Origin of the sequence: Streptomyces sp. NPDC015125 (genome assembly GCF_043080045.1) — a bacterium.
GTDB lineage: Bacteria > Actinomycetota > Actinomycetes > Streptomycetales > Streptomycetaceae > Streptomyces.
This window is the reverse complement of record NZ_JBIBVF010000002.1, coordinates 12,856-32,796: the sequence shown is the minus strand read 5'-3', so window position 1 is coordinate 32,796 and position 19,941 is coordinate 12,856. Positions and strand designations below refer to the sequence as shown.

17 protein-coding genes, 3 pseudogenes and 1 CRISPR repeat array are annotated in these 19,941 nt (G+C 68.3%); of the genes and pseudogenes, 11 read left to right on the top strand and 9 right to left on the bottom strand.

Annotation, left to right across the window (positions count from 1 at the left end; genetic code table 11):
• Positions 1-428: 428 nt before the first annotated feature.
• Complete coding sequence (locus tag ACF088_RS05135; RefSeq protein WP_392374032.1) at positions 429-932, bottom strand: hypothetical protein; 504 nt, start codon at positions 930-932, stop codon at positions 429-431.
• A gap of 525 nt (positions 933-1,457) precedes the next feature.
• Here ACF088_RS05135 and ACF088_RS05130 point away from each other — a divergent pair.
• Positions 1,458-2,102, top strand: coding sequence for a TNT domain-containing protein (locus tag ACF088_RS05130; protein WP_392374947.1), 645 nt, complete (start codon positions 1,458-1,460; stop codon positions 2,100-2,102).
• A 7-nt stretch (positions 2,103-2,109) separates the two neighbouring features.
• Positions 2,110-2,370, top strand: a complete 261-nt coding sequence (locus ACF088_RS05125; RefSeq protein ID WP_392374031.1) for a hypothetical protein — start codon at positions 2,110-2,112, stop codon at positions 2,368-2,370.
• Between the two features lie 1,049 nt (positions 2,371-3,419).
• A CRISPR array of direct repeats spans positions 3,420-4,119; the repeat unit is 29 nt; unit sequence GTGGTCCCCGCGCATGCGGGGTTGGTCCC.
• Between the two features lie 97 nt (positions 4,120-4,216).
• Here the strand turns inward: ACF088_RS05125 and ACF088_RS05120 are convergent.
• Positions 4,217-4,359: pseudogene (locus tag ACF088_RS05120) on the bottom strand (IS5/IS1182 family transposase); the annotation flags it as partial.
• 10 nt (positions 4,360-4,369) lie between these two features.
• On the opposite strand from ACF088_RS05120, the gene ACF088_RS05115 reads away from it, so the two are divergent.
• Positions 4,370-5,452 (top strand): thioester reductase domain-containing protein, encoded by a 1,083-nt coding sequence (locus ACF088_RS05115; RefSeq protein WP_392374030.1) that lies wholly within the window; start codon positions 4,370-4,372, stop codon positions 5,450-5,452.
• Between the two features lie 383 nt (positions 5,453-5,835).
• On the opposite strand, the gene ACF088_RS05110 is transcribed toward ACF088_RS05115, so the two are convergent.
• A complete protein-coding gene (locus ACF088_RS05110; protein ID WP_392374029.1) occupies positions 5,836-6,258 on the bottom strand; it encodes a hypothetical protein in 423 nt (140 codons plus the stop codon).
• Positions 6,259-6,823: 565 nt separating this feature from the next.
• Here ACF088_RS05110 and ACF088_RS05105 point away from each other — a divergent pair.
• A pseudogene (locus ACF088_RS05105) lies at positions 6,824-7,305 on the top strand (IS5 family transposase); the annotation flags it as partial.
• 41 nt (positions 7,306-7,346) lie between these two features.
• Here the strand turns inward: ACF088_RS05105 and ACF088_RS05100 are convergent.
• On the bottom strand, positions 7,347-7,823 hold the full coding sequence (locus tag ACF088_RS05100; protein WP_392374028.1) for a MarR family winged helix-turn-helix transcriptional regulator: 477 nt from the start codon (positions 7,821-7,823) through the stop codon (positions 7,347-7,349).
• Positions 7,824-7,864: 41 nt separating this feature from the next.
• Here ACF088_RS05100 and ACF088_RS05095 point away from each other — a divergent pair, with 41 nt between their 5' ends.
• The 4 genes from ACF088_RS05095 to ACF088_RS05080 all read left to right on the top strand — a co-directional run bounded on the left by ACF088_RS05095 (position 7,865) and on the right by ACF088_RS05080 (position 12,743).
• On the top strand, positions 7,865-8,788 hold the full coding sequence (locus ACF088_RS05095) for an alpha/beta hydrolase (RefSeq protein ID WP_392374027.1): 924 nt from the start codon (positions 7,865-7,867) through the stop codon (positions 8,786-8,788).
• A gap of 1,176 nt (positions 8,789-9,964) precedes the next feature.
• Positions 9,965-10,294 (top strand): hypothetical protein, encoded by a 330-nt coding sequence (locus ACF088_RS05090; protein WP_392374026.1) that lies wholly within the window; start codon positions 9,965-9,967, stop codon positions 10,292-10,294.
• Positions 10,291-11,382 carry a WXG100 family type VII secretion target gene (locus ACF088_RS05085; protein ID WP_392374025.1) on the top strand — a complete coding sequence of 364 codons (1,092 nt, stop codon included), beginning with the start codon at positions 10,291-10,293 and terminating at the stop codon, positions 11,380-11,382. Before ACF088_RS05090 ends, ACF088_RS05085 begins: the two co-directional genes overlap by 4 nt.
• Entirely contained in the window at positions 11,379-12,743 is a 1,365-nt protein-coding gene (locus tag ACF088_RS05080; RefSeq protein ID WP_392374024.1) for a hypothetical protein, read from the top strand. The genes ACF088_RS05085 and ACF088_RS05080 overlap by 4 nt, the downstream gene beginning before the upstream one ends.
• A gap of 781 nt (positions 12,744-13,524) precedes the next feature.
• Here ACF088_RS05080 and ACF088_RS05075 read toward each other — a convergent pair.
• From ACF088_RS05075 to ACF088_RS05055, 5 genes are all read right to left on the bottom strand, one after another.
• The gene (locus ACF088_RS05075; RefSeq protein ID WP_392374023.1) at positions 13,525-14,340 is read right to left on the bottom strand and encodes a barstar family protein; all 816 of its coding nucleotides are present in this window, start codon (positions 14,338-14,340) and stop codon (positions 13,525-13,527) included.
• Positions 14,341-14,611: 271 nt separating this feature from the next.
• Complete coding sequence (locus tag ACF088_RS05070) at positions 14,612-15,385, bottom strand: LuxR C-terminal-related transcriptional regulator (protein WP_392374022.1); 774 nt, start codon at positions 15,383-15,385, stop codon at positions 14,612-14,614.
• A 31-nt stretch (positions 15,386-15,416) separates the two neighbouring features.
• A complete protein-coding gene (locus tag ACF088_RS05065; RefSeq protein ID WP_392374021.1) occupies positions 15,417-17,120 on the bottom strand; it encodes an amidohydrolase in 1,704 nt (567 codons plus the stop codon).
• A 487-nt stretch (positions 17,121-17,607) separates the two neighbouring features.
• On the bottom strand, positions 17,608-17,859 hold the full coding sequence (locus ACF088_RS05060) for a hypothetical protein (RefSeq protein WP_392374020.1): 252 nt from the start codon (positions 17,857-17,859) through the stop codon (positions 17,608-17,610).
• Positions 17,856-18,512, bottom strand: coding sequence for an AAA family ATPase (locus ACF088_RS05055; RefSeq protein WP_392374019.1), 657 nt, complete (start codon positions 18,510-18,512; stop codon positions 17,856-17,858). Before ACF088_RS05055 ends, ACF088_RS05060 begins: the two co-directional genes overlap by 4 nt.
• Before the next feature lie 63 nt (positions 18,513-18,575).
• Here ACF088_RS05055 and ACF088_RS05050 point away from each other — a divergent pair, with 63 nt between their 5' ends.
• The 3 genes and pseudogenes from ACF088_RS05050 to ACF088_RS05040 form a co-directional block, all read left to right on the top strand.
• Positions 18,576-18,719, top strand: a complete 144-nt coding sequence (locus ACF088_RS05050) for a pre-toxin TG domain-containing protein (protein ID WP_392374018.1) — start codon at positions 18,576-18,578, stop codon at positions 18,717-18,719.
• Between the two features lie 343 nt (positions 18,720-19,062).
• Positions 19,063-19,215, top strand: coding sequence for a hypothetical protein (locus ACF088_RS05045; protein ID WP_392374017.1), 153 nt, complete (start codon positions 19,063-19,065; stop codon positions 19,213-19,215).
• A 227-nt stretch (positions 19,216-19,442) separates the two neighbouring features.
• A pseudogene (locus ACF088_RS05040) lies at positions 19,443-19,553 on the top strand (Uma2 family endonuclease); the annotation flags it as partial.
• Between the last annotated feature and the right edge of the window lie 388 nt (positions 19,554-19,941).

The following is a 19,941-nucleotide window of genomic DNA, read 5'->3' as shown; positions in this document are numbered from 1 at the left end:
TCACCGTCGCGACACCTCGGTGACGGCACAGGGCGGCACCTTCTGCACGGCCGCCAACCACCGAAGATCCGCGCCGCCGCCGGGACATACACCATCACCGCACCATCACTCCCGCAGCCGAGGCCACCCGGGCATCAGCAGGGGCGACCGGCGAAGCAGCGCACGGAGCACCATCACGCAGGGAGTACCCGACACGCTTCTTCACCTGGGAAGCGCCTCCGACCGACGCGGGAACAAGGATCTCGACAATCCTCATTCTCGCCGGTCAGAGGCGTTTTTCGGTTACGCGCTCACCAGTCGGACAGCCCACCTCGTAAAAGCGCGAGGCCGGCCGAGGGGGCAGGAAACGGAGCCCCAAGTCAATGCCGCCCAGCCACGAGCTCACGTGCTGAGACTGCGCAGTGCGCGGGAGGAAGCGACCTGCAGCCCTAGTCGAAAGCGGAGAGGGCCGGGGATGTCCAGAAGGTCACAGTCGGGCCGTAGGAGCCGTCCTCCTCGTCGCTCACCTCGACGGTGATCTCCCGGTCGGGGTAGCGCGCGGACAGGACTCCCTGCCAACACTCCCCCAGGGCCAGCGCGAGTTGAGGCAGTTCCTCCCGGAGCCGATCGTCGTCCGTCAGGGGGGTGTTGCCGAAAGCGTCCCACAACTCGACGTGGTTGGCGACGGCTTCGATACGTCGCCGATCGCCGCCCAGGCTCGTGAACCACGCGTCGACAGTGCCCCGGCTGAAGCGTTCCTCGAGGAACACGCAACCGCGGTACTCGACCGTCTCGGGGCAGAACAGCCAAGCAGCGGCCAGGACGAAGCGCAGGCCGCCCTCGAAGTCGAGGTAGTTGTCCGGGGAGAGCTCCTCGTCCTTCCATTCGGTGCGCCACCGCCTGAAGAACGCCGGCAGCTCACGCTCGGACCACACCGGTTTGCTGCTGCTCACGGGGTCTCCCAGAAGAACGCGGCGCGCGCTGACCTCGATGGACGCACGAAGACTTCACCGGCCTTCGGACCGGCATGCGGCACATTCTCCACGAGCAAGATCTTGCCCGGAGCGTGCACCACCCGGACCTTGCGCCACGGCGCCAGGCGCCAAGCGCCTGCCATATCGCCGCATCCAGGCCGCTCTTGCGCGTGCCCTCGGTACCCTCGGTACCCTCGGTGCGCCCGGCGCCCGGTGTGCCCGGTGCGCCTAACGCGACGACCACAAGCCAACGCCAATCCACCACGTACACCGAAGGTCAGGGCTTGCGGCGACGCTTCCCACCCGGCGCGGCTGGCCTGAACACGTCGGCGCATTTCACCCGATGCGGCATTGGCGAGCACTAACCGCACTTGATCCGCTACCTTGCGTAAGCGATTGCCTGAGCAGGCACTCCGCCGGTGATCCGGAACGTGAGGAGATTCCTGAGTGAAGCGAACCCGCAGCCTCCGCACCCTATTTGCCGCCCTCGGTGTCGCCGTGGCCATGGTGACAGCCCCCACCGCGACGGCCGCCCCGCACCAGCAGGACCGGGACCGTCCGTCCGCCGCACCCCTGCCCGCGCCCCTACCCGCACCCTGCACGGGGGAATACCACGGTGAGGCCCGCTTGGGGCCGAAGTGGCTGCCGAAGAAGTGGCAGGCACCGGTAGGTCCTCTCCTGAAAGGGTGGAAGCGGACCGGGACATTGTCACCTTCGGCCTTCCTGCAAAAGTACTGGCAGGGGCCCACGGACGGCGGAAGCTGGAAGTACCCGCCCAACGACGGGTTCGCCGAGGTCAACGGCGAGATCGACAAGGAACCCACGAAGCTCCGCGCGGGCCAGCGACTCGACCGCTTCGGATCCGAGTACGGCTCCTATCTGGCGCCGGCCGGTGACCGGTACACCGAGCGGGCACTGCCCCCGCAGAACCTCAACACACGCGATGCGACGGCGCCATGTGACTATCACGTCTACAAGGTCGCCAAGCCGTTCTGGGTATGGGAGGGGAGCATCGCACCCTGGTTCGAGCAACCGGGCGGCGGCGAGCAGATCAAGCTCGACCCCGTGTTCCTCAACCCGGGCGAAGGGCAGCGACTGAACGTGAAGTGGCTACTGGAGCGCGGCTACCTCGCCTCGGTGCAGCCGTAGCGCCGCTGTGGACCGCCACGAACTGCACGCCGCCCTGAATGCAGCAGGCGTGGCCGACGGCTACTACCGCATCGAAGGCGTCCATGAACCCGCCCCCACACCCCCCGATTTCCTCTTCCTGCGGAGAGCACGGGACGGGGCGTGGGAGACCGGGGCTTGGGACGGGTCGTGGGAGACCGGGGTGTACGAACGTGGCGCCTACCAGGTCATCTCGCGCCACCCAACCGAAGAGGCGGCCTGCGCCCATCTGTTGCGGCTGCTGATGTGACCCTGTCAGCAACCGGCGCAGCGCCCCGGTCTCCCCCCCCCCGCCCCCGAGATGTCGTCCCGCACGCTCCCCCGACACCGCGCCCGGTCGGTGAGCACCTCCGCAGTCTCGAACAGGCGGCCGCTAGCGGCACGGACCGCGGGGGCACTGTGGGCGACACCGTTCTCCCTGCGGCCAAGGCACACGTCATCGCCATCGCAGACGCCGCCGACCAAGCCTGGCGCCTCACCTGACGCAATGACAGCGAGGCTGCCGCCCGAAGTGGTTGACGCCAAGGCAGTCAGGGACAGACAGTGCCAACTCTGATTCCACATCATGGCGAACGCCTATGTCGCCTCGCCCGAACAGCACATCCGACTCGGCTACCTCCCCGAAGGCCAGGCCTCCGTCCTGCGGAAGATCGCAGTCGACTCCGCCCCGTTCGGACCGCCCCGCCGGCCGGCCACCTCCCACAGCGGTCCGCACCGCACAGGCTTCCCCATTTCGGGCGCGCAGGATACGGAGAATTCGCAGCCCCCAGGACGACCAGGACGACCTTCGTCAGCCCAGGAATTTCATCCGCACCTGGCGGTTGGGGCCATCGACGTTCGTGTCCGCGAAGCTTCGTTAAGGCAACCCGCACGATGCTCGGTGACACCTGTCGGATCCGAGGCGCCTCGCGTGCGGGGCACCGCCGACGGCGCCTTCTAAGGGCCGTTACTGCGGTAGGCGAAACAGCGCCCAGACGACACCTCCGCCAGCCCGGCAACAGAGGGCCTACCGTCGGCGAGCGGCCAAGCTGAATCGGGGCATCGCGCCCCACCACGGCACCGACTCAAACCCGGCAAGGTCCGTCGTAACGGATCGAGAGAGCCCCCAGTATTAGCCTGGGGGCACCAACATCACACGCGCCAGCGGTACGACGCTGGAGCGGCGCCCCAGGCCGCAAAGAATCCGTGGACGACTATCGCCCCACTGAACCTGAAACCAACAGAAAGGGCAGTATGTCCGAATCGCTGAAAGTAAGTAAAATCAGCTCCCCGTCTTCCTGAATCCGCAGCTCACGGCCTGTGGTCCCCGCGCATGCGGGGTTGGTCCCTCCCTGCGCCTGACGCCCATGTGCTCCGCAGCGTGGTCCCCGCGCATGCGGGGTTGGTCCCTACGCCGGTCTCGTCGCCGCCGCGCTGCGCAAGTGGTCCCCGCGCATGCGGGGTTGGTCCCTTCGAGACGAGATCGCCGTGCGAACGCGTGTCGTGGTCCCCGCGCATGCGGGGTTGGTCCCAACGACTTTCCCTCTTCTCCGTCACGACCCGGGTGGTCCCCGCGCATGCGGGGTTGGTCCCAGCTCCCGCTTGGTCATGTAGGTGGCGTCGCCGTGGTCCCCGCGCATGCGGGGTTGGTCCCGTCTGGCCGTAGGTGAGCACTTGCGAGGGCTGGTGGTCCCGGCGCATGCGGGGTTGGTCCCTCGTCCCAGACCGCCACGGCGAATTCGTGGGGGTGGTCCCCGCGCATGCGGGGTTGGTCCCGCCCCGACGGCAACCAGCGAAATCGGATTCTCGTGGTCCCCGCGCATGCGGGGTTGGTCCCCCGAGACGCTCGATGTTCAGCGGGCCCCATCCGTGGTCCCCGCGCATGCGGGGTTGGTCCCGTCTCCGTCTGGTCGCCCACGGACAGGTGCGAGTGGTCCCCGCGCATGCGGGGTTGGTCCCATCCGTTGGTAGGCGACGCGTTTGTGCATCTCGTGGTCCCCGCGCATGCGGGGTTGGTCCCATCCCCGCTGTGATCATCGCGGTGCCGGCATGCGGGGTTGCCCCCTCGCTGCCGATGGCCCCGGTGGTCACGATGCCCTCAGCCAGGACACGGTGCGATCAGCGCGGCCGTGGGGTTTGTCCGTGTGGAGGCGCTGGGGCTTGAGGTACCGGCCGTGGTTGGGGTTGGCTCTCGTTTGATGGCCCTCCACCGTGGGCCTCAGGCCTCGCTATCGTGAACGTTCGCTGCGAAGACGCCGACGCTGGTGTGTGTGGTCCGTGGTAGCACCGACGAGCTGGCCCGGGCACGGCTCGACGCGGCCTTCGACAGCGGCGACCCGGAACTCCTCCAGCGCTATCGCGGCCTGGCCGCCGAGCACCTGGAGGTGATCGCCGGCGACATCGGGGAGGCCGACCTCGGCCTCGACAAGGAGACCTGGCAGCGGCTGGCCGACACCGTGGACCTGATCGTCCACCCGGCGGCACTCGTCAACCATGTCCTGCCGTACGACCAACTGTTCGGCCCCAACGTGCTGGGTACGGCCGAACTGATCAGGCTCGCGGCCACCTCCCGGATCAAGCAGTTCACCTACCTGTCGACGGTCGCCGTCGTCCTCGGGTCCGAGGCCGCGGCCAACGAGACGGCGGACATCCGCACGGCCTGCGGAACACGCGAACTCGACAACCGTTACGCGAACGGTTACGGCGCCAGCAAGTGGGCGGGCGAGGTACTGCTGCGCGAGGCACACGACACCTTCGGCCTGCCGGTCGCCGTGTTCCGCTCCAACCTGATCCTCGCGCACCCGCACTACCAGGGCCAACTGAACATCCCGGACATCTTCACACGCCTCTTGCTGAGCCTGCTGGCGACAGGAATCGCCCCAGGCAGCTTCTACGCCCAGGGCACCGGTGACAGCAGCGGCCACTACGACGCACTCCCCGTGGACTTCACAGCGCAGGCCATCACCTCGCTGGGCGACCACACACGGCAGGGGCACCGGACCTTCAACGTCGTCAACCCACACGAGGACGGAATCTCCCTCGACACCTTCGTCGACTGGCTGATGACAACCGGACACCCGCTCACGCGCATCCACGATTACGACGAGTGGCTCGACCGCTTCGAGACCGCCATGCGCGGCCTGCCCGACCGCCAAAGGCAGCATTCGCTGCTCCCCCTGCTGCACGCCTTCACCAGGCCAGAGGAGCCCCTGCCCGGCTCCGCCCTGCCAGCGGACCAATTCCGCGCGGCAGTGCGGACCGCAGCCCTCAACAAGGAGAACGACATCCCCCATCTGTCGCAGGACCTGATCACCAAGTACGTGACGGACCTTCGGTCGCAGCACCTGCTGTGACCGAGCCCACCCGGACGATCACCACAGAGGACACCGCTTCGGAGCGGAGGGCCTGAATCCCCCTCAGGCGGGAAGGTCTGACTGCCCGTCAGTGGGGGCGTGTGGCCGACGGGCATGGGGCGCGGTGCCGTGAGGGATACGGATTTCCTGGCGGCAGCTGAGGTGCCAGAGTCTCTGACGCTCAAGAGGGCGCTGGCTGCTCTCGGCCTGGAGTGGGCGGCGGAGGCCGCGGCGGCGTGCGCACCGTCGGGAACACCGACGACGGTAGGACCGTTCAGCACTGCGCCCCGGCACCCAGGGTGCCGGGGCGCAGTCCCGAAAAGCGATTCGGTGCGCGGCCGTGGGCAGTGGTCGTGCCGGCTGTCCACTGCCGCGCTTCTGGCTCAGCGGACCTGCACCGTCACCACGTCAGAGGCGTGCAAGCGCACGGGCTTCTGGTCGTGCGGGCTGGTCAGGCCGTACAGCACCGCACGGAATTCCAGGTTGCCGCGGCGCGCGGACGTGCCGTGTGCAGTGACCTGCGCGTCGCCCTTGACCGCGGCGCTGCAATTCTCCTGGTGCCACCCTTCGCCGAAGCCCTTCTCCTCCAGGCACAGCTGATGCAGGTAGCCGGCGCTGTCATCGCCGCCGTGCGCCTTGACCGTGATGGTCTTACCGACCTGCGCCGTGTGCGGCGCCGTGATCTCCACGCCCCCCTTGGCGAACGCCGGCCCGGCGGCCAGAGCCACTGAGGCCAGACCCAGCGCACCGATCACAGCCACCCGGCCGCCCCGCGCCTTTACCCCGGTCTTCTTCGTCCTGGTCATGGACTTCCCTCCCGCGGATCCCCCACCTGATGAGACCCGCCCCTTCGCGATGGCGCCCGGTGCGCCTCGCCGTCCATCCAGATGAGCCGACCGCCCCGCGCGTTGCCCCTCACCCGGCGCCGTTACGAATTCACGACATAGCCCGCTAACCAGCGCCTGATCCCAACAACGGCCACGAAGGCGCTTCTTGGGAGCGGTAGCCCACTAACCTGAGCGCTCCGATATCGCAAACAGCAAGTAGGGCACGTCGTCCAGCGGTAGGCGCTTGGGAACCTTTCGGCTGGATGGATTGAGCATGTCCAGGCGCTCACGCAGTGTCTGGACACGCCCCTCAGCGTCCACGCTGCGGGATGCCCACGGCCCGGCGCAAGGGCCAGCCGTCGTCGACGACGCACCGAGCGAGCCTCAGCCTGCCGGTGGGCGTCAGTGGGGCGTTACGGTGGATCACGAGGGCCTCCTGCACTCGGCAGTAGATATCGCAATCCCCACCGAGCCAGAAGGCCCTCACCTCGTTCAAGCACCTGGAAGGCATGTCGCCTGTCACCAACATGCCGGGACTACACACCGGGGTGGGCCGACCGGCAAGGTCCATCGTGCCGCGGACCGGAAGTGCCGTCCGTTCTCGCTCCTGCTGACCGCAGGACAGGCGGCGGACAGCCCGCAGTTCGTCCCCGTGCTGCAGGGGTGCGGGTCCGTCTGCCCGTCGGTCGTTCGCGCACCCGGCCCGATGCGGTCGCTGCAGACAAGGCTTACTCCTCCCGCGGAAACCGCACTTACCTGCACAAATGCAATATCAAGGCGGTCGTTCCGGAGAAGAAGGACCAGGCTGCCAACCGGAAGAAGAAGGGCAGCCGGGGTGGTCGACCGGCAAGCCACGACGCAGGTCTTTACAAGGAGCGGAACACCGTCGAGCGCCTGATCAACAAGCTAAAGGCATGGCGGGGCATCGCGACGCGATACGGCAAGACGCCTGAGAGCTACCTCGCCGGCCTCCACCTCCGCGCCTCGATGATCTGGATCAACGACCTCCGGCAGGCAGCTGGCTGACCACACACAGGCCCTACGGATAGCTGGTTTGCGTATGCGCGTCAGCCTGTGGGCATGCCGATCTGGTCGCGTTCCAGAACGGAGCGGAGTTCCGAGAGGGTCTGCGCCATGGCCGACCTCCGGCGCCCGTCGAGAGTGTGTCCGATCAGCTCGGCCAACCGCTCGGCGAAGGTGCGGTCGGCCGCATCGACCAGCTTCAAGCCGTCGTCGGCCAGAGCCAGCAGCGATGAACGACGATCCGCTGGATTCGGTTGCCGGACGACCCATCCCTGTTTCTCCAGACGGTCGACGCCCTTGCTGGTCGCCCCGATTCCGACCGCGAACTCGGCAGCGAGGTCCGCCACCCGGGCCCCGGGGTGGTCGCGCAGGAAGCGCAGGAACTCGAACTGTGAGGTGACGATCCCGTGCCGCTCGCGAAGACGGTCGTTCAGGGCGTTGTAGAGGCGCGTCTCGCACCGGACGAGATCGGCGAAGAGGTCCGGGAGGTCGACTGGGTCACCACTTGATTTATATGCCATGGCATATAGTGTACCGGCATATACTTGCGATGGAGGCAACAATGAGCAGGGAACAGCGCGCGAAAATCGACGCGATGCTGCGGCGGCCCCGGCCCGAGGGCCCTCAATCGGTGGAGGCAATCCGTGCCGGATTCAGGGAGATGATGGCCGAAATGATCGTTCCGGCTGGGATCCGTACCCGGGCTGCGGCGCTCGTCGACCGACCCGCGGTGCTCGTCGAACCAGCCAACAACCCGAGAGCCGGGACGATCCTGTATTTCCACGGCGGCGCCTACGTGTTCGGTTCACCCGAAACGGCGATGTCGCTCACGGGGAACCTGGTGGCCAAGACCGGGTTCCGGGCTTTATCGCTGGACTACCGGCTTGCCCCCGAGCACCCGTTCCCGGCCGCGATCGACGACGCGCTGAGCGCCTACCGCACACTTCTCGACAGCGGCGAAGAGCCTTCGGCGATCGCGTTCGCCGGGGACTCTGCCGGTGGCGGCCTCACCGTCACCGCCTGCCTTGCCGCTCGCGACGCGGGCCTGCCTCTGCCCGCCGCGATTGTGGCATTCTCCCCCGGACTCGACACGACCCGAACGGGCGAGAGCATGGACACCAAGGCGGGCATCGATCCGTTCTTCACACGCGAGACTCTGGAACACACCGGGGCCCTGTATCTCGCCGGGCAGGACCCGCACCACCCCATGCTCAGCCCTGCCACCCTCGCCGACCTGACCGGCTTCCCCCCGATGCTCCTGCAGGTAGGCACCAACGAGGTGCTCCTGGACGACTCCACGCGCATGGCCGCGCGCGCGAGAGCCGCCGGAGTGGACGTCGTCCTCGACGTCACCGCCGACGTACCTCACGTGTTCCAGTCGTTCGCCGGCGTCCTCGACGAGGCCGACGAGGCACTGGACCGCGCGGCCCTCTTCCTCACCCAACACCTCCGCACCCCGGACACAGCGAGCACACCAGCGGGGTAAAGCCGGCCGCCGTGCCAAACGGCCAGAGGCGACGTCAAAGCCGTTACACGGCCGATCGTATGCAACGCGGCCCGCCGTCTGATCACGACTCCAAACGGGCCCTGACGGCAGTGGCTGCCGTGCGGGCCGCGCAGACCGCTGCGGTGGCGTGGAAGGAGCACTTCCACCCCAGCTCCCCGCCGTCGCTCGTACAGCCCGAGAGTGAGGGTGAATCCCCGGCCACCCTGAAAGAACGCATCATTGCGGCGCTGACCGACTGGCGGGGTGAACTCGACAACGGGTTCGGCGAGATGAACAACCTGCACACCCACGACAACCCTTCACTCACCCTGGAGAGGACCGTTGTCTGCTGCCGGCCCTGGCCGTGCAGCAGTCCGCGCCCATGCCTGTCGTCGCGCGCAGTGCAGCCGCTCTGCTCAAAGCCATCGGATACCTCCCCCGCCTGGAGGCGGACGTTCCGGACAGCGCGGCGCACGACGCGGAGCCGCCGGATGAAGCGGACGGTCGAGAAGGAGCCGGGCGCTGTTCACCTCACCCGTCAAATGCCGTGCCGCACGCGGCGTCAAGAGCTCCACGCACCGCTTGACGCACCCCTGATGAGCTGCAGTGTCGGCTGACGACCGGCGCACACCGCAGAACCCGACGCGGAGCAGCGGGGTCGTTGGACATCGGCTCGCCACCACGTCAGCGACCAGTGTCAGTGTCAGTGACAGCAGTACGGCACCGGTGCCCCCAGCGATGTCCCGGCCCGCGGTCACGTCAACCTGGCAAGAACGTGGTTGAGCTCGACGATGTTGACGCTTTCCTGACTCAGGAACTCCAGCGGCTCCGGCGGCCTCGCCGTGGGTGACGATGTGCACGTCGATGGCCCCGGCCCCTTGATCGTCGGCCGACTCCTGCCAGGCTGCCTTCGTTCCGTACACGTACTCCCTTGCGCGTCCCCTTCCATGGTGCGCCCCGCGTGTGTCACTGCGTCCGACCACGTACCACGGGCCCGCCTGGTCCCAGTCCTCAAGTTCGTGCTCGTAAGTGATCCGACAAGAACGTGACAAGAAGGGTTCCGGACGTCCCTTCGGTGATCACCGGGTCCTTAAGCTCCGATGCCACGGCCGTTCCTCAAAACTCGCGTCTTCAGCATGCGCCGAAGAGGAGCCGGAAAGAACAGGGGGGAGACTCATGTCCAAAAACGAGTCATCAGTGGATGTCGCCGCTCTTTCCAAGCTGGCGAAGAGCTTCGAAAGCCATGGCTCGGATCTGGAGAGCTATACCAAGGAATTCCGGTCGAAGACCGATGCCGAGGTGATTTACGACGGCTTCGGGGTGCTCACGGAATCCGAGGAGGTCACGTCCGCGTACATCGAGATGTCCAACGACATGGTGGAGACGCTGAACGCACTCCGGCGGCACCTCGACCAGATCAACCAGGGCCTGCGCACGGTTCAGCAGAACGCCACGACCACGGACGAGGCCCTGTCCACCGGCTTTGGCCATGGACGCCACGCATGAGCGGCGACGAGTCCGTAGCGGAACAGGTCTACGAAGCCGGTCTGGAAATCATCAACCCTGGCGGCGATCCGGAGGTCCTGCGTTCCGCCGCCAAGGGTTGGCGGGACCTTCACGAAAACCTCCAAACAATGTTCCAGGAACTGGACCGCGAGGTACAGCGGACACGGGATTCCGGCTGGCGCGGTCCTGCGGCCGACTCCTTCGCGGATCACTGGAACAACCTCGATGCGGCGATGCAGAAGAGTCTGCCGCAGCTGCCGGAGGCGGCCGAAAGCCTCGACGAGGCCGCAGACGCCATCGAGGACATCAACCGCGAGATCCACGAGATCTATCTGGAAATCGGTATCTCCATCGGCGTCTCGGTCGGCCTGTCGTTCCTGACCATGGGATTCTCGGCTGCTGCGGGAGCCGCCCGAGCCGCCCAACTCGCCGCCCGTGCAGCCAAACTCGCCAAAACGCTCGGCACCATCCTGCGGAAGGTCGGCCAGGCGTTCAAAACCGTCTCCCGACTGGCGAAGGAGCACCGTTTCCTGAAGAACGTTCTGGTCAACTGGGCCGGCAACACCGGCGGCACCGTCATCACCAACACCCTGACCGGACAGGACACCAACCTGTTCGAGGCGACCTGGCAAGGCGGCCTCTCGTCCCTCGTCGGTACCGGACCCGGGCTCGCCGTCGCCCGCGGACTGGGCAAAGCCGGCCGACCGCTGATCGGTGACATGGCGGGCGGTGCCACAGGGAGCATGACCGGCGGGCTCGCCGTCGACGGGACAAAGAATCTCGACAACGACCCGTCGAACGACGTCAGCGGGCGCGACTTGCTCTGGAACGCAGGGCTCAACGGCGCCGGCGGCGCTGCGGGCGGCGCCGCCGTCCATGGCGCGAACAAGCACGTGCCTCCCGGACGGGAAGGCCCGCACTTCTCGATCGAGGGCCCGGCTCAGGGAATCATCTACGGCGGTGCCGGAGCCATCGGCAAGCCGCTGCACGACGCCATCTGGCCGGAGAAGCCAGACGGGGGCAAGAGTGAGGCCACCGGCACATCGCAGGGGCCGGAGAAGGGTTCAGTGAAGGACGTGTTCGGGTGAGGGAGCGCGACGCCGGTACCGCCCTGGCGGCTGCCACGGCCTGGGGTGGTGCCGCGGCGTTCCTGATCTGCCTCCTGATACGGAAGGTGGCCCCGTACCCCCGCTGGGACCTGCTCGCCTGCCTGGCGATCTCCGCCGGAGCGATCCTGGCGTGGTGGCTGCGGGCGAGCGCCCGGTCGGTGCCCGCCGACCGCGCGGCACCGGCACCGCCCCGGCGCGGACCGGCGGGGCGGCGACGCACCCGATGGTGGCCCGACAGACGCCTCGAGTGCGTCATCCTCGCCCAAGCGGCAGTGCCGCTGCCGCTCATCATGCTGTTCCTTTCGACGACGGCCGGCACACCCCAGCTGGCCGCGATCCTCGCTCACCACCCTCGCATCACGGAGGTGTCCGTCGCTCAGGTTCACCACTCGTATCTCAAGGACGGCAGGAACTACCGGTACTACGAGTCCGCGGTCACAGTGACCGTCCCGGCCACCGGCCGGTCCGGGAGAGGAGCGCAACGGCTCAAGGGCACGGTGCAGACCTCTCAACCCCCGCGTCCAAACGACCGGTTCCCGGGCCTGTACGCCGAGAACGACCCTGCCGCCGGGGCCATCCTGGACAGCCGTGCCGAACTGCTCGCGCTTCTCGGCGGGCCTGCCGGGCCGGGGGACCTGGCGATGCTGGCCGTCTACAGCCTGTTCCCGTTGGCCGCCGCCGTGGCTGCCCTCCGTCCGGGCCCCGACGCCTCGGCCGGCGTCTTGGGTGACGGCGAGCCCCGGATGCTGACGGTCCGGATCGCCGGCCCCAACGCCGGCAACCTTCTCAGGCGCCCCACCGCTCCTGGCGCATCACCACAGCCGGAGCCGGTCCTGACACCCTCGCTGCATCTCGCCTCGTCGGACGGCCCCCGGGAGCTGTTCCTCGACCGGTGCCTCGACCCCATTCCGTTCGCGGACACCCTCCGAGGTGCTCAAGGTCGGCTCTACTGGACGCCCAGAGCGGAAGACCGGCCCGAGTGGTCCACCCCTGCCTTGCTCGTACTGGATGACGGCCGCTACGTACGGGGTGCGACACCCGTCGGTACGCCCCCGGAGGCCCCGACGGGTGAACCGGTCAGCGGCCCCCGTCCCGACGTGGATCGGAGCCGCCCGGTCGGCCCCTACGTCCTGTGGCAGCCCCAAATCCACAAACCCGGCGTGATCTGCTTCGGCGCCGCCTTCCTCGCCGTGACACTGCTGGTGTCAGGTCTCGGGCAGGGCAGCGGGGTGCTGCGCACCGCATGCCTTCTGATCGCCGCTGCCGGGCCCCTGGTGGGGGTGCTGATGATCCGGCGTCGGCGTACGCGCTACTTGCGGCAGTTGAGACATCAGTCATGACAAAGACCCATCGGCCTGCCCGCCCCCACCATCTCAGTGGTGACGGCGCGCCCTGGCGATGCCAATTGGCGACATCTGCCAGCCGCACCCACGTTGAATCCCGCGTCACGAAGACCTGGAGGTCGGCGCACGAAGAGCGGACAGGGCGAGCAGCGCCGCGACACCGGCGGGACGAACAGGGGCCGGCGGCCAGACTGCACCATGATCGAGCGGCAGAACACCTGGCTGCCCTGACCGGCGCCGGAAGCCCCGCCCGTCCGGACGCTGGGAGGCGGGGCACCGGACTGCTGGAACTGCAGCTTCAAGCTGACCTCCGCGTAGCCGTGTCCGTCGAGACGGGGCGCTTGTGCCGGGGATCGGCATGGGATCCATAGCCAAGACAGCGGTGCAGGTGTCCCGGTGGAACCGATCCAGCGACGTATCGCCGGTCGCGCCTCTGGGGAATCTTCCCGCGCCTCTGGGGAATCTTCCCGGCAGGGCACTGGCTTCGCTCACCCCGCCCCGCCCGCCGATGCACGTCCGAGCGGTCAGCACGTACCTGCGCAGGCTGCCCACCCCGGGCGGTTCTGCGGGGCAACACGCGGGCGCGCGGCACGCGGGCAGCTGTGGGGGGCGGCTGTTCGGGCTCCGCGGCAAAGACCCGGCGGAAGGTGCGGGGAGTGCTCGCGGGACGCTTCAGTCGCCGAGCGCAGCGACCACCTGTAGCCCTCGACATCCCGGCATGCCGCCGTCCACAGGAGTCGCGATGATCCTCTCCAACCTCATGTTCGGAAGCGACCAGCTATCGCCGGAGCACGACGCTTACACCCCGCTCCTCGAAGATTTCCTTGAGCAGGTCGAACAACGGGACGTCGCCGTCGCCGGTCGGTACGCGCTCTACCAACCGTGCTCTGGCCTCGGCCGAGGAATCCCAGTGCAAGGTGAACGGAGGGGTGGCGCCCCAGCCGCCTCTCAGGCAGTCGTCCAGAGCGTCAAAGTTCCAGCCGAAGTACCCGCCAGGCCCGTTGATGGCCTCACCGATCGCGCAGTAGAAACTGTCCCTGTCAACGATGTGCCGACCGTCCAACGCGAAGAACTGCCCGGCAGGAACGTCGGGCTTTCCCCGGCGCTGGTACTCCCGGGACCACAGCGCCACCGACAGCCACGCTCGTCTGCCCTCGGGGGCGAGTTCGTGCCACATGCCGGTGCGATTCAGGTGACCCGTGCGGATCAGATCCCACACTCGTTCCGCTCCGGCCATGGCACTCTCGCACCACAGCGTCATCGTGAGGTCGACGAGGCCAGCTCCGCAGGTGGAGGGCTTGACGTCGATGACGGTGACCTCGTTGACGAAGTAGGACCCCATGGTGGCACCGTCGCCGTCGAGGAGGTCGAACCAGGCATTCCCCGCCAAGGCGCGACGGCTGCCCACGTGGTCAACACTCTTCCGCAGGCCACCCTGCGGGAGACAACCCGCGAGGCGCACTTGGCGTGCTCCCTCTTCGTCCGGCAGCGGCGTGAACAATCCCTCGGCCTCGCGGGCAAAGCCCCAGAAGTCAGTGTCGTCCTCGTCCGAGGCCAGCGCGTACTTCTGCTCCTCGCCGCCCTGTGGATCCACGACTGTCAGCCTTTCCGGGCGACTGGTGACAGCCGTCCTGCCTTCGTGACACCCAGCGCACTTCAGCTCACACGACTCTGACTGAGCATGTCATGTGGCGAGTTGGGCACGGGGCGGGCGGCGCGTATCGCGGCACAAGAGCGTCCAGTCCGCGGGGGTGGGACCGCGCCGGCCTGCCTCACCCCTCTGTGGTCGGCCCCAGCAGGTGCAGGAGCGGAAAGTCCCGCAGGGCGCGCCCGCGGGACAGGCGCTGTGCGTTGTCGGGCTCGGGTCAGCGGGAGAGGCCGATTCCCCAGGCGGCGGCTCGGGCGGCGGCGGCCGCGCGGTTGGGGAGGTCGAGCTTGGCAAGGATGTGCTCGATGTGGGTCCCTACGGTGCGCGGCGTGATGTACAGCCGCTCGGCGATCTCCCGGTTGGTGCGGCCGGTGGTCAGTTCGGCCAGCACCTGGAGCTCCCGCGGCGAGAGTCCGCCGGGCCGACGTGCGTCCGCGGTGGGGCCGGCTGCGGCGATCTCCTCGGGGGGCGGGCCCGAGCGGGGGTCGACGGCCGCGGCGAGGACCTCGGTGAGGAGGGTGACCACGGCGTGCGCCGGGTCGGGCGTGCGTCGCGGCCGGCGGGTGCTGACGTTCAGCATGCCGACGTACCGGCCATCGGTGGCGAACAGGCACTGGGCCACGCCGTCCTCGATGCCGAGGGGAGCCAACACCTCCTGGAAGCCCGGGGATACCGCCAGGAGCTGCCGGGGGACGTCCCTGAGCCAGAGACCGCCTCGGACCGGGCTGTGGAGCACGGCAAACACCGGGTCGTGGTGGAGGCGGGTCTCGATGTACGCCGTGGCGTCGTCCGGGTAGCTCCCGGCCAGGGTGGTGTGGCGCCTGCGCAGTGGATCCCACCGGGACAGGGAGGCGTGGTCGTACTCCATCACCTCCGACAGCGCCGCCAGGACCGTGCCGATGCCGGTGGCGCCGCTCGTGGCGCTCCTGGCGGCCTCACTGACGTGGACGGCCGCGTCCAGGATGTCCGCCGTGCTCCGCTGCGCTGCCACCCTCCAAGGATGATCATGCGTCCGGAATACGTCAATCGCGAAGGGTGTCGTGCACGACCTGCCCGTCCACGACGGTGAGGACGACGGGCATCTCCGGGATGTCGTGGGGGTCGGCGGTGAGCAGGTCCCCGTCGAGTACGCAGAGGTCGGCGACCTTGCCCGGCTCCAGGGAGCCCTTCCAGTCGTCGGCGAAGTCCTGCCAGGCCGCGTCGATCGTGTACGTGCGGATCGCCTCGGCCAGGCCGATACGCTGCTCGGGACCGCTGACCCGGCCGGCGGCCTTCGACTCGCGCAGCACCATGGTGGCGACGCCCTGGCGCCAGTCCGGGTACGTGACGGGGGCGTCGGACCCGCTCGCCACCCGCACGCCGGCGTCGATGGCATCGCGGTAGGGCCACGCGTACGCGGCCCTGTTGACTCCGACGAACTCCTCCTCCATGTCGGCGACGGTCCACTTGATGGTGGGGTTCATATTGACGCCGAAGCCGTGCGCGGCCAGCACCTTCATGCTGTGCGCGGTGAGGAAGTCGCCGTGGATGACGTAGTGGCGGGCGTCGGGCCGCGGGTGCTCGGCCATGGCCGCGGCGAAGGCGTCCGCGACGGTGTCGATGGCCCGGTCGCCGGTGACGTGCACGCCCAGCTGGTGCCCGGCGGCGTGGGCATGCCGGATCATGACATCGATCTCGGCGATCCGCTCGGTGTCGGTTGCGCCGCCGACACACAAGGAACCACAGCCGCCGCCGACGTATGGCTCGTGCATCCAGGCCGTCTTGTTGGGGACGATGCCGTCGGCGAAAATCTTGACCCCGTGGATCGCAAGACGGCGCGGATCGGCGTCGCCGGACTCGCCGGGGGCCGTGAGGGCGCGGGCGAACTCTTCGGCGGTGCTCGCCATTCCGGTGGGCAGCAGCAGGACGCCGAGGCGGGCGGTCAGTTCGCCGTCGGCCAGCAGCCGGCGGTAGACGTCGAGGGTCTCCGCGCCGAGCGCACCTCGCATGATGCCGTCGCCGCCGGGGCCGAGCCCGGGCTCGGTGTAGCTGGTCACACCGAGCCGGGCCAGCGTGGCGAGGGTCGACCTGATCGCGTCGGTCCTCTCCTGCCGGCTGAGCGGCGGCAGCGCGTTCTGGACGAGGGCCTGCGCCCCCTCGTGGAGCAGCCCGGTCGGCTCCCCGGCGTCGTCCACGACGATGGCCCCGCCGGGCGGCGCGACGGTGTGCCGGTCGATCCCGATGGCCTCCAGTGCCTTGGAGTTGGCCCAGGTGGCGTGCCCGGAGAAGGAGTACAGCACGACGGGGTGGTCCGGACTCACGGCGTCGAGGTCGCACCGCGAGGGCAGCCGCGACGGATCGGAGACGCACTCGTCGAGGTAACCGGTGTCCCAGCCGTGCCCCGTGATCCACTGCCCGCCCGGAACCCGCCCCACGGCCTCCCGTACCACCTCGGCCACGTCCGCGAGGGAGGACACGGCGGGATGGCCGAGGTCGAGGGAGAGCGGCGGCGTTGCCATGCCGAAGGCGCATCCGTGCAGATGGGAATCGTTGATTCCGGGGAGCAGTGTTGCTCCCCGGAGGTCGACGACGCGGGTGCCGGGTCCGACGTGCGGCGCGACATCGTCCCGCCCACCGACGGCAGTGATGATCCCACCGGTCACCGCCAGGGCCGAGGCGACGGAGAACTCCGCATCGACCGTGACCACCCGGCCGCCGAGAAACACCAGATCCGCATACGTGTCCACAGAAGTTCCTTTCAAAAACCGGGCGCACCACGGCGACCCGCGAACGGTCTCCCGAGGACTATGGCCGCGCCCCCACCTCCCGCACATCGGTCATCCCACCGATAGCGCCCTTGCCGTGGCAGCCGACGACCCATCGCAGCGGCGGCCGAGCCCGCTATGTCTCCGACGGCCGCATGCGCCTCGTCCATCGGCTCATGCAGACCGAACGGACCTTGGCTTTATCGAGCAGCAGTGGCCCACTGCTCGGTTTGGCCACCGCAACCACCGAGCGCAGCTCTGATGGACGTAGGCGTTCAGCAACCACGGCCCCGGCGAGGGCATTTACTGTCCGATGTAGGACCTCGCTCGCGTCCTGTTCCGGGTCCGTCCCCGCCGCAGCACCGTCGCGGTCTCTCCCTCCGCGGACAGCTGAAGCGTCACTGTCCCCGGCTCCGAGGACCCGACCAACGCATGCCATGGCGGGGCGAAGCAGCCCAAGGGCTGTCCCTCAGCCTCCGGGCCGAGACACCCTGTCGACGGTGGCGATCAGGGTACGCAGGACGGTCGTGCCGACGAGCACCACCGAGGAGACCGGCCGGCCCACCCATCGCGTCAGATCGCCTTGCAGGTCGTGATCCACCTCGACGGTCACCCGGATGTACCTGTTCTGCAGCGTGGTGACCTTGGTGGATCGAGGTCCGGAGACGTCGTCCTGGTCGCGCCGCAATGCGGCGCGGTAGCTTTCCCTGCGCTGACTCATGCCTCTTCCTGACGCTCGATCAGTTCCTCCGCGAAGTCCATATACGCCGAACCCTTGGCCTGGACCGAGTTCCCGAAAGATTGGGCGTAGAGGTCGAGCCGCGCGATATGGGTGTCCAGCACCTCGAAACCCCGCTCGGTGAGTGCCTCGCGAGCGTCGGCATCGGGCCCGGTGCGCGTGGCATCGGGACGGTTGGTGCGATTGAGCAGGACCGCTGTGCGGGCGGGCTCGGCACGCAGGGACTGCACGTCCGCCATCTCGCCGCGGATGGGTGCCATCCGGTCCAGTTCGATGGGGGCGGGAGTCACGGGCACAATCCACTCATCGGCGTACCTCATGATGCTGCGGGCGATCCGGGGATGATCCTCCAACTGGGGCGCATCGAGCACGACGGCCTGCCGGTCGCCGAGGAAGTCGTTCACGCGGCGGTGGACGTCCCCCACCGGCAGAGCGATCACCGGAAACGGGAAGCCACCGGCCAGCTCGCTCCAGCGCAGCGCGGAAGCGGCTGGGTCACCGTCGACCAGCAGAGGCGACAGCCCCAACTCATGAAGCGCATGGGCCAGCCACACAGCACTCGTCGTCTTTCCGACGCCGGGCTTGAGGTTCACAAACGCACAGCTCAACGGCACAAAGCTGACAATAACGGGCACGATCGTCCAGCTTCGGCCGACACAAGGGCGTGACTTCGTGATTCACCCGCACGCGTGTGAGAAATGCCCGGCGCGCTCGACATCCCCCTCGGGATCGGAGACGTCAAGGGCACAGCGGAGGCGAACACCGCAACGAATTCGGTGACCGGAGAAAGACTGTCCGGCTCCGAACGCCTCATCGGATCGGAATCCGCCTGCGCTGGATGAAGACAGGAAAGGCAGCCGTCAAGGCCGAGGGGAACTGACTGAGGTAATGAAGGTGGAGATAGCCACAAAGCCACCGGAGACAGACGGCGGACTGAGTCGAGAGGATTACCGAAAGGTACCGGACTCACTGAGGGGCTACGAAACGTTCAACAAGCGGGGGGTACCGATGGCATGGCGGCAAGGGCAACGGCGTCCGCATCGACAAGCGAGGAACCTCGAACTCGCAGGTGCATCAGCAGGTGGGTCACGTGGTGAGAAGAGCACCACCGGAGCCGAAAAGCCCAGCAGTGCTCTCAAGCTGGGTCAGCCACGTCCGGATGCCCAGGAAGTCCTGGACAACGACATGAAGCGCGGCAAGTTCGTCATCACGCCGCAGCGGGTCGTCATGGGCAAGCCTTCCGACCTCGACGAGCTGGACGAGCTGGACGAGCTGGACGAGCTGGACGAGCTGGACGAGGAGATGAAGCACCCAGGGGCCACGCTGGCGTGGGCATAGGTGAACGCGAAACTGGTCGGTGGCGACACCCAGCTCAGCGGGCCCACAGTGACGGCGGACAGCGTCGGGTTGCTCTCCGAAGGCGGCCGCCAGGGGACGCCGTTGACCTTCATCGAAGCCCTGAAGAGCAGGCCCGCCGACTGCCGACCTGAGGAGATCAACGCCACCTGGCAAAAGGGCGAGGACCATACCCTGTGCGTACCCTTCCGCGGGGGCTTCGACATCGGCTCCCCGCGGACGCCCTCCTCGTCGTCGAGGTCACCAGCGAGTCCAACGGCGACACCGACCGCGTCGTCAAACGCAAGCGGCAGACCGAGTACGGCGCGCCCCTCTACCTCCCGGAAGCGGCCGGCCGGGCATCGTGGTGGGAGGGGCCGGCCGGCGCTGCGGGGGCGGAGCAGCCGCAGCGCCGGGCGCCGCCGAGAGAGACCGGCAGTCGCTCGTCACCATGGCTGTGAGTATGGCCGCTCCGTCCGCCCGTGGTCCCCAGCCCCGCAGATAACTCGGCCCGACGGCCGTGGCTCCGCCACCCTGGACGGAGTGGCCTCCCTCATGGCCGCGTCCATTGATCTCTCCCAGCGGAGAGGGCGGGTCGGGGGGGGGGCGGCGGGGCGGCCGCCCCCCCCCCCGGGTGGGTGAGCCCGGCGTGATCCGGCCGCGCCCCGCGCCAGGTTAGGCCCCCCCGGGCTCCCTGCACTGCGGGAAGAGCCGCCGATCCCCCGTGAC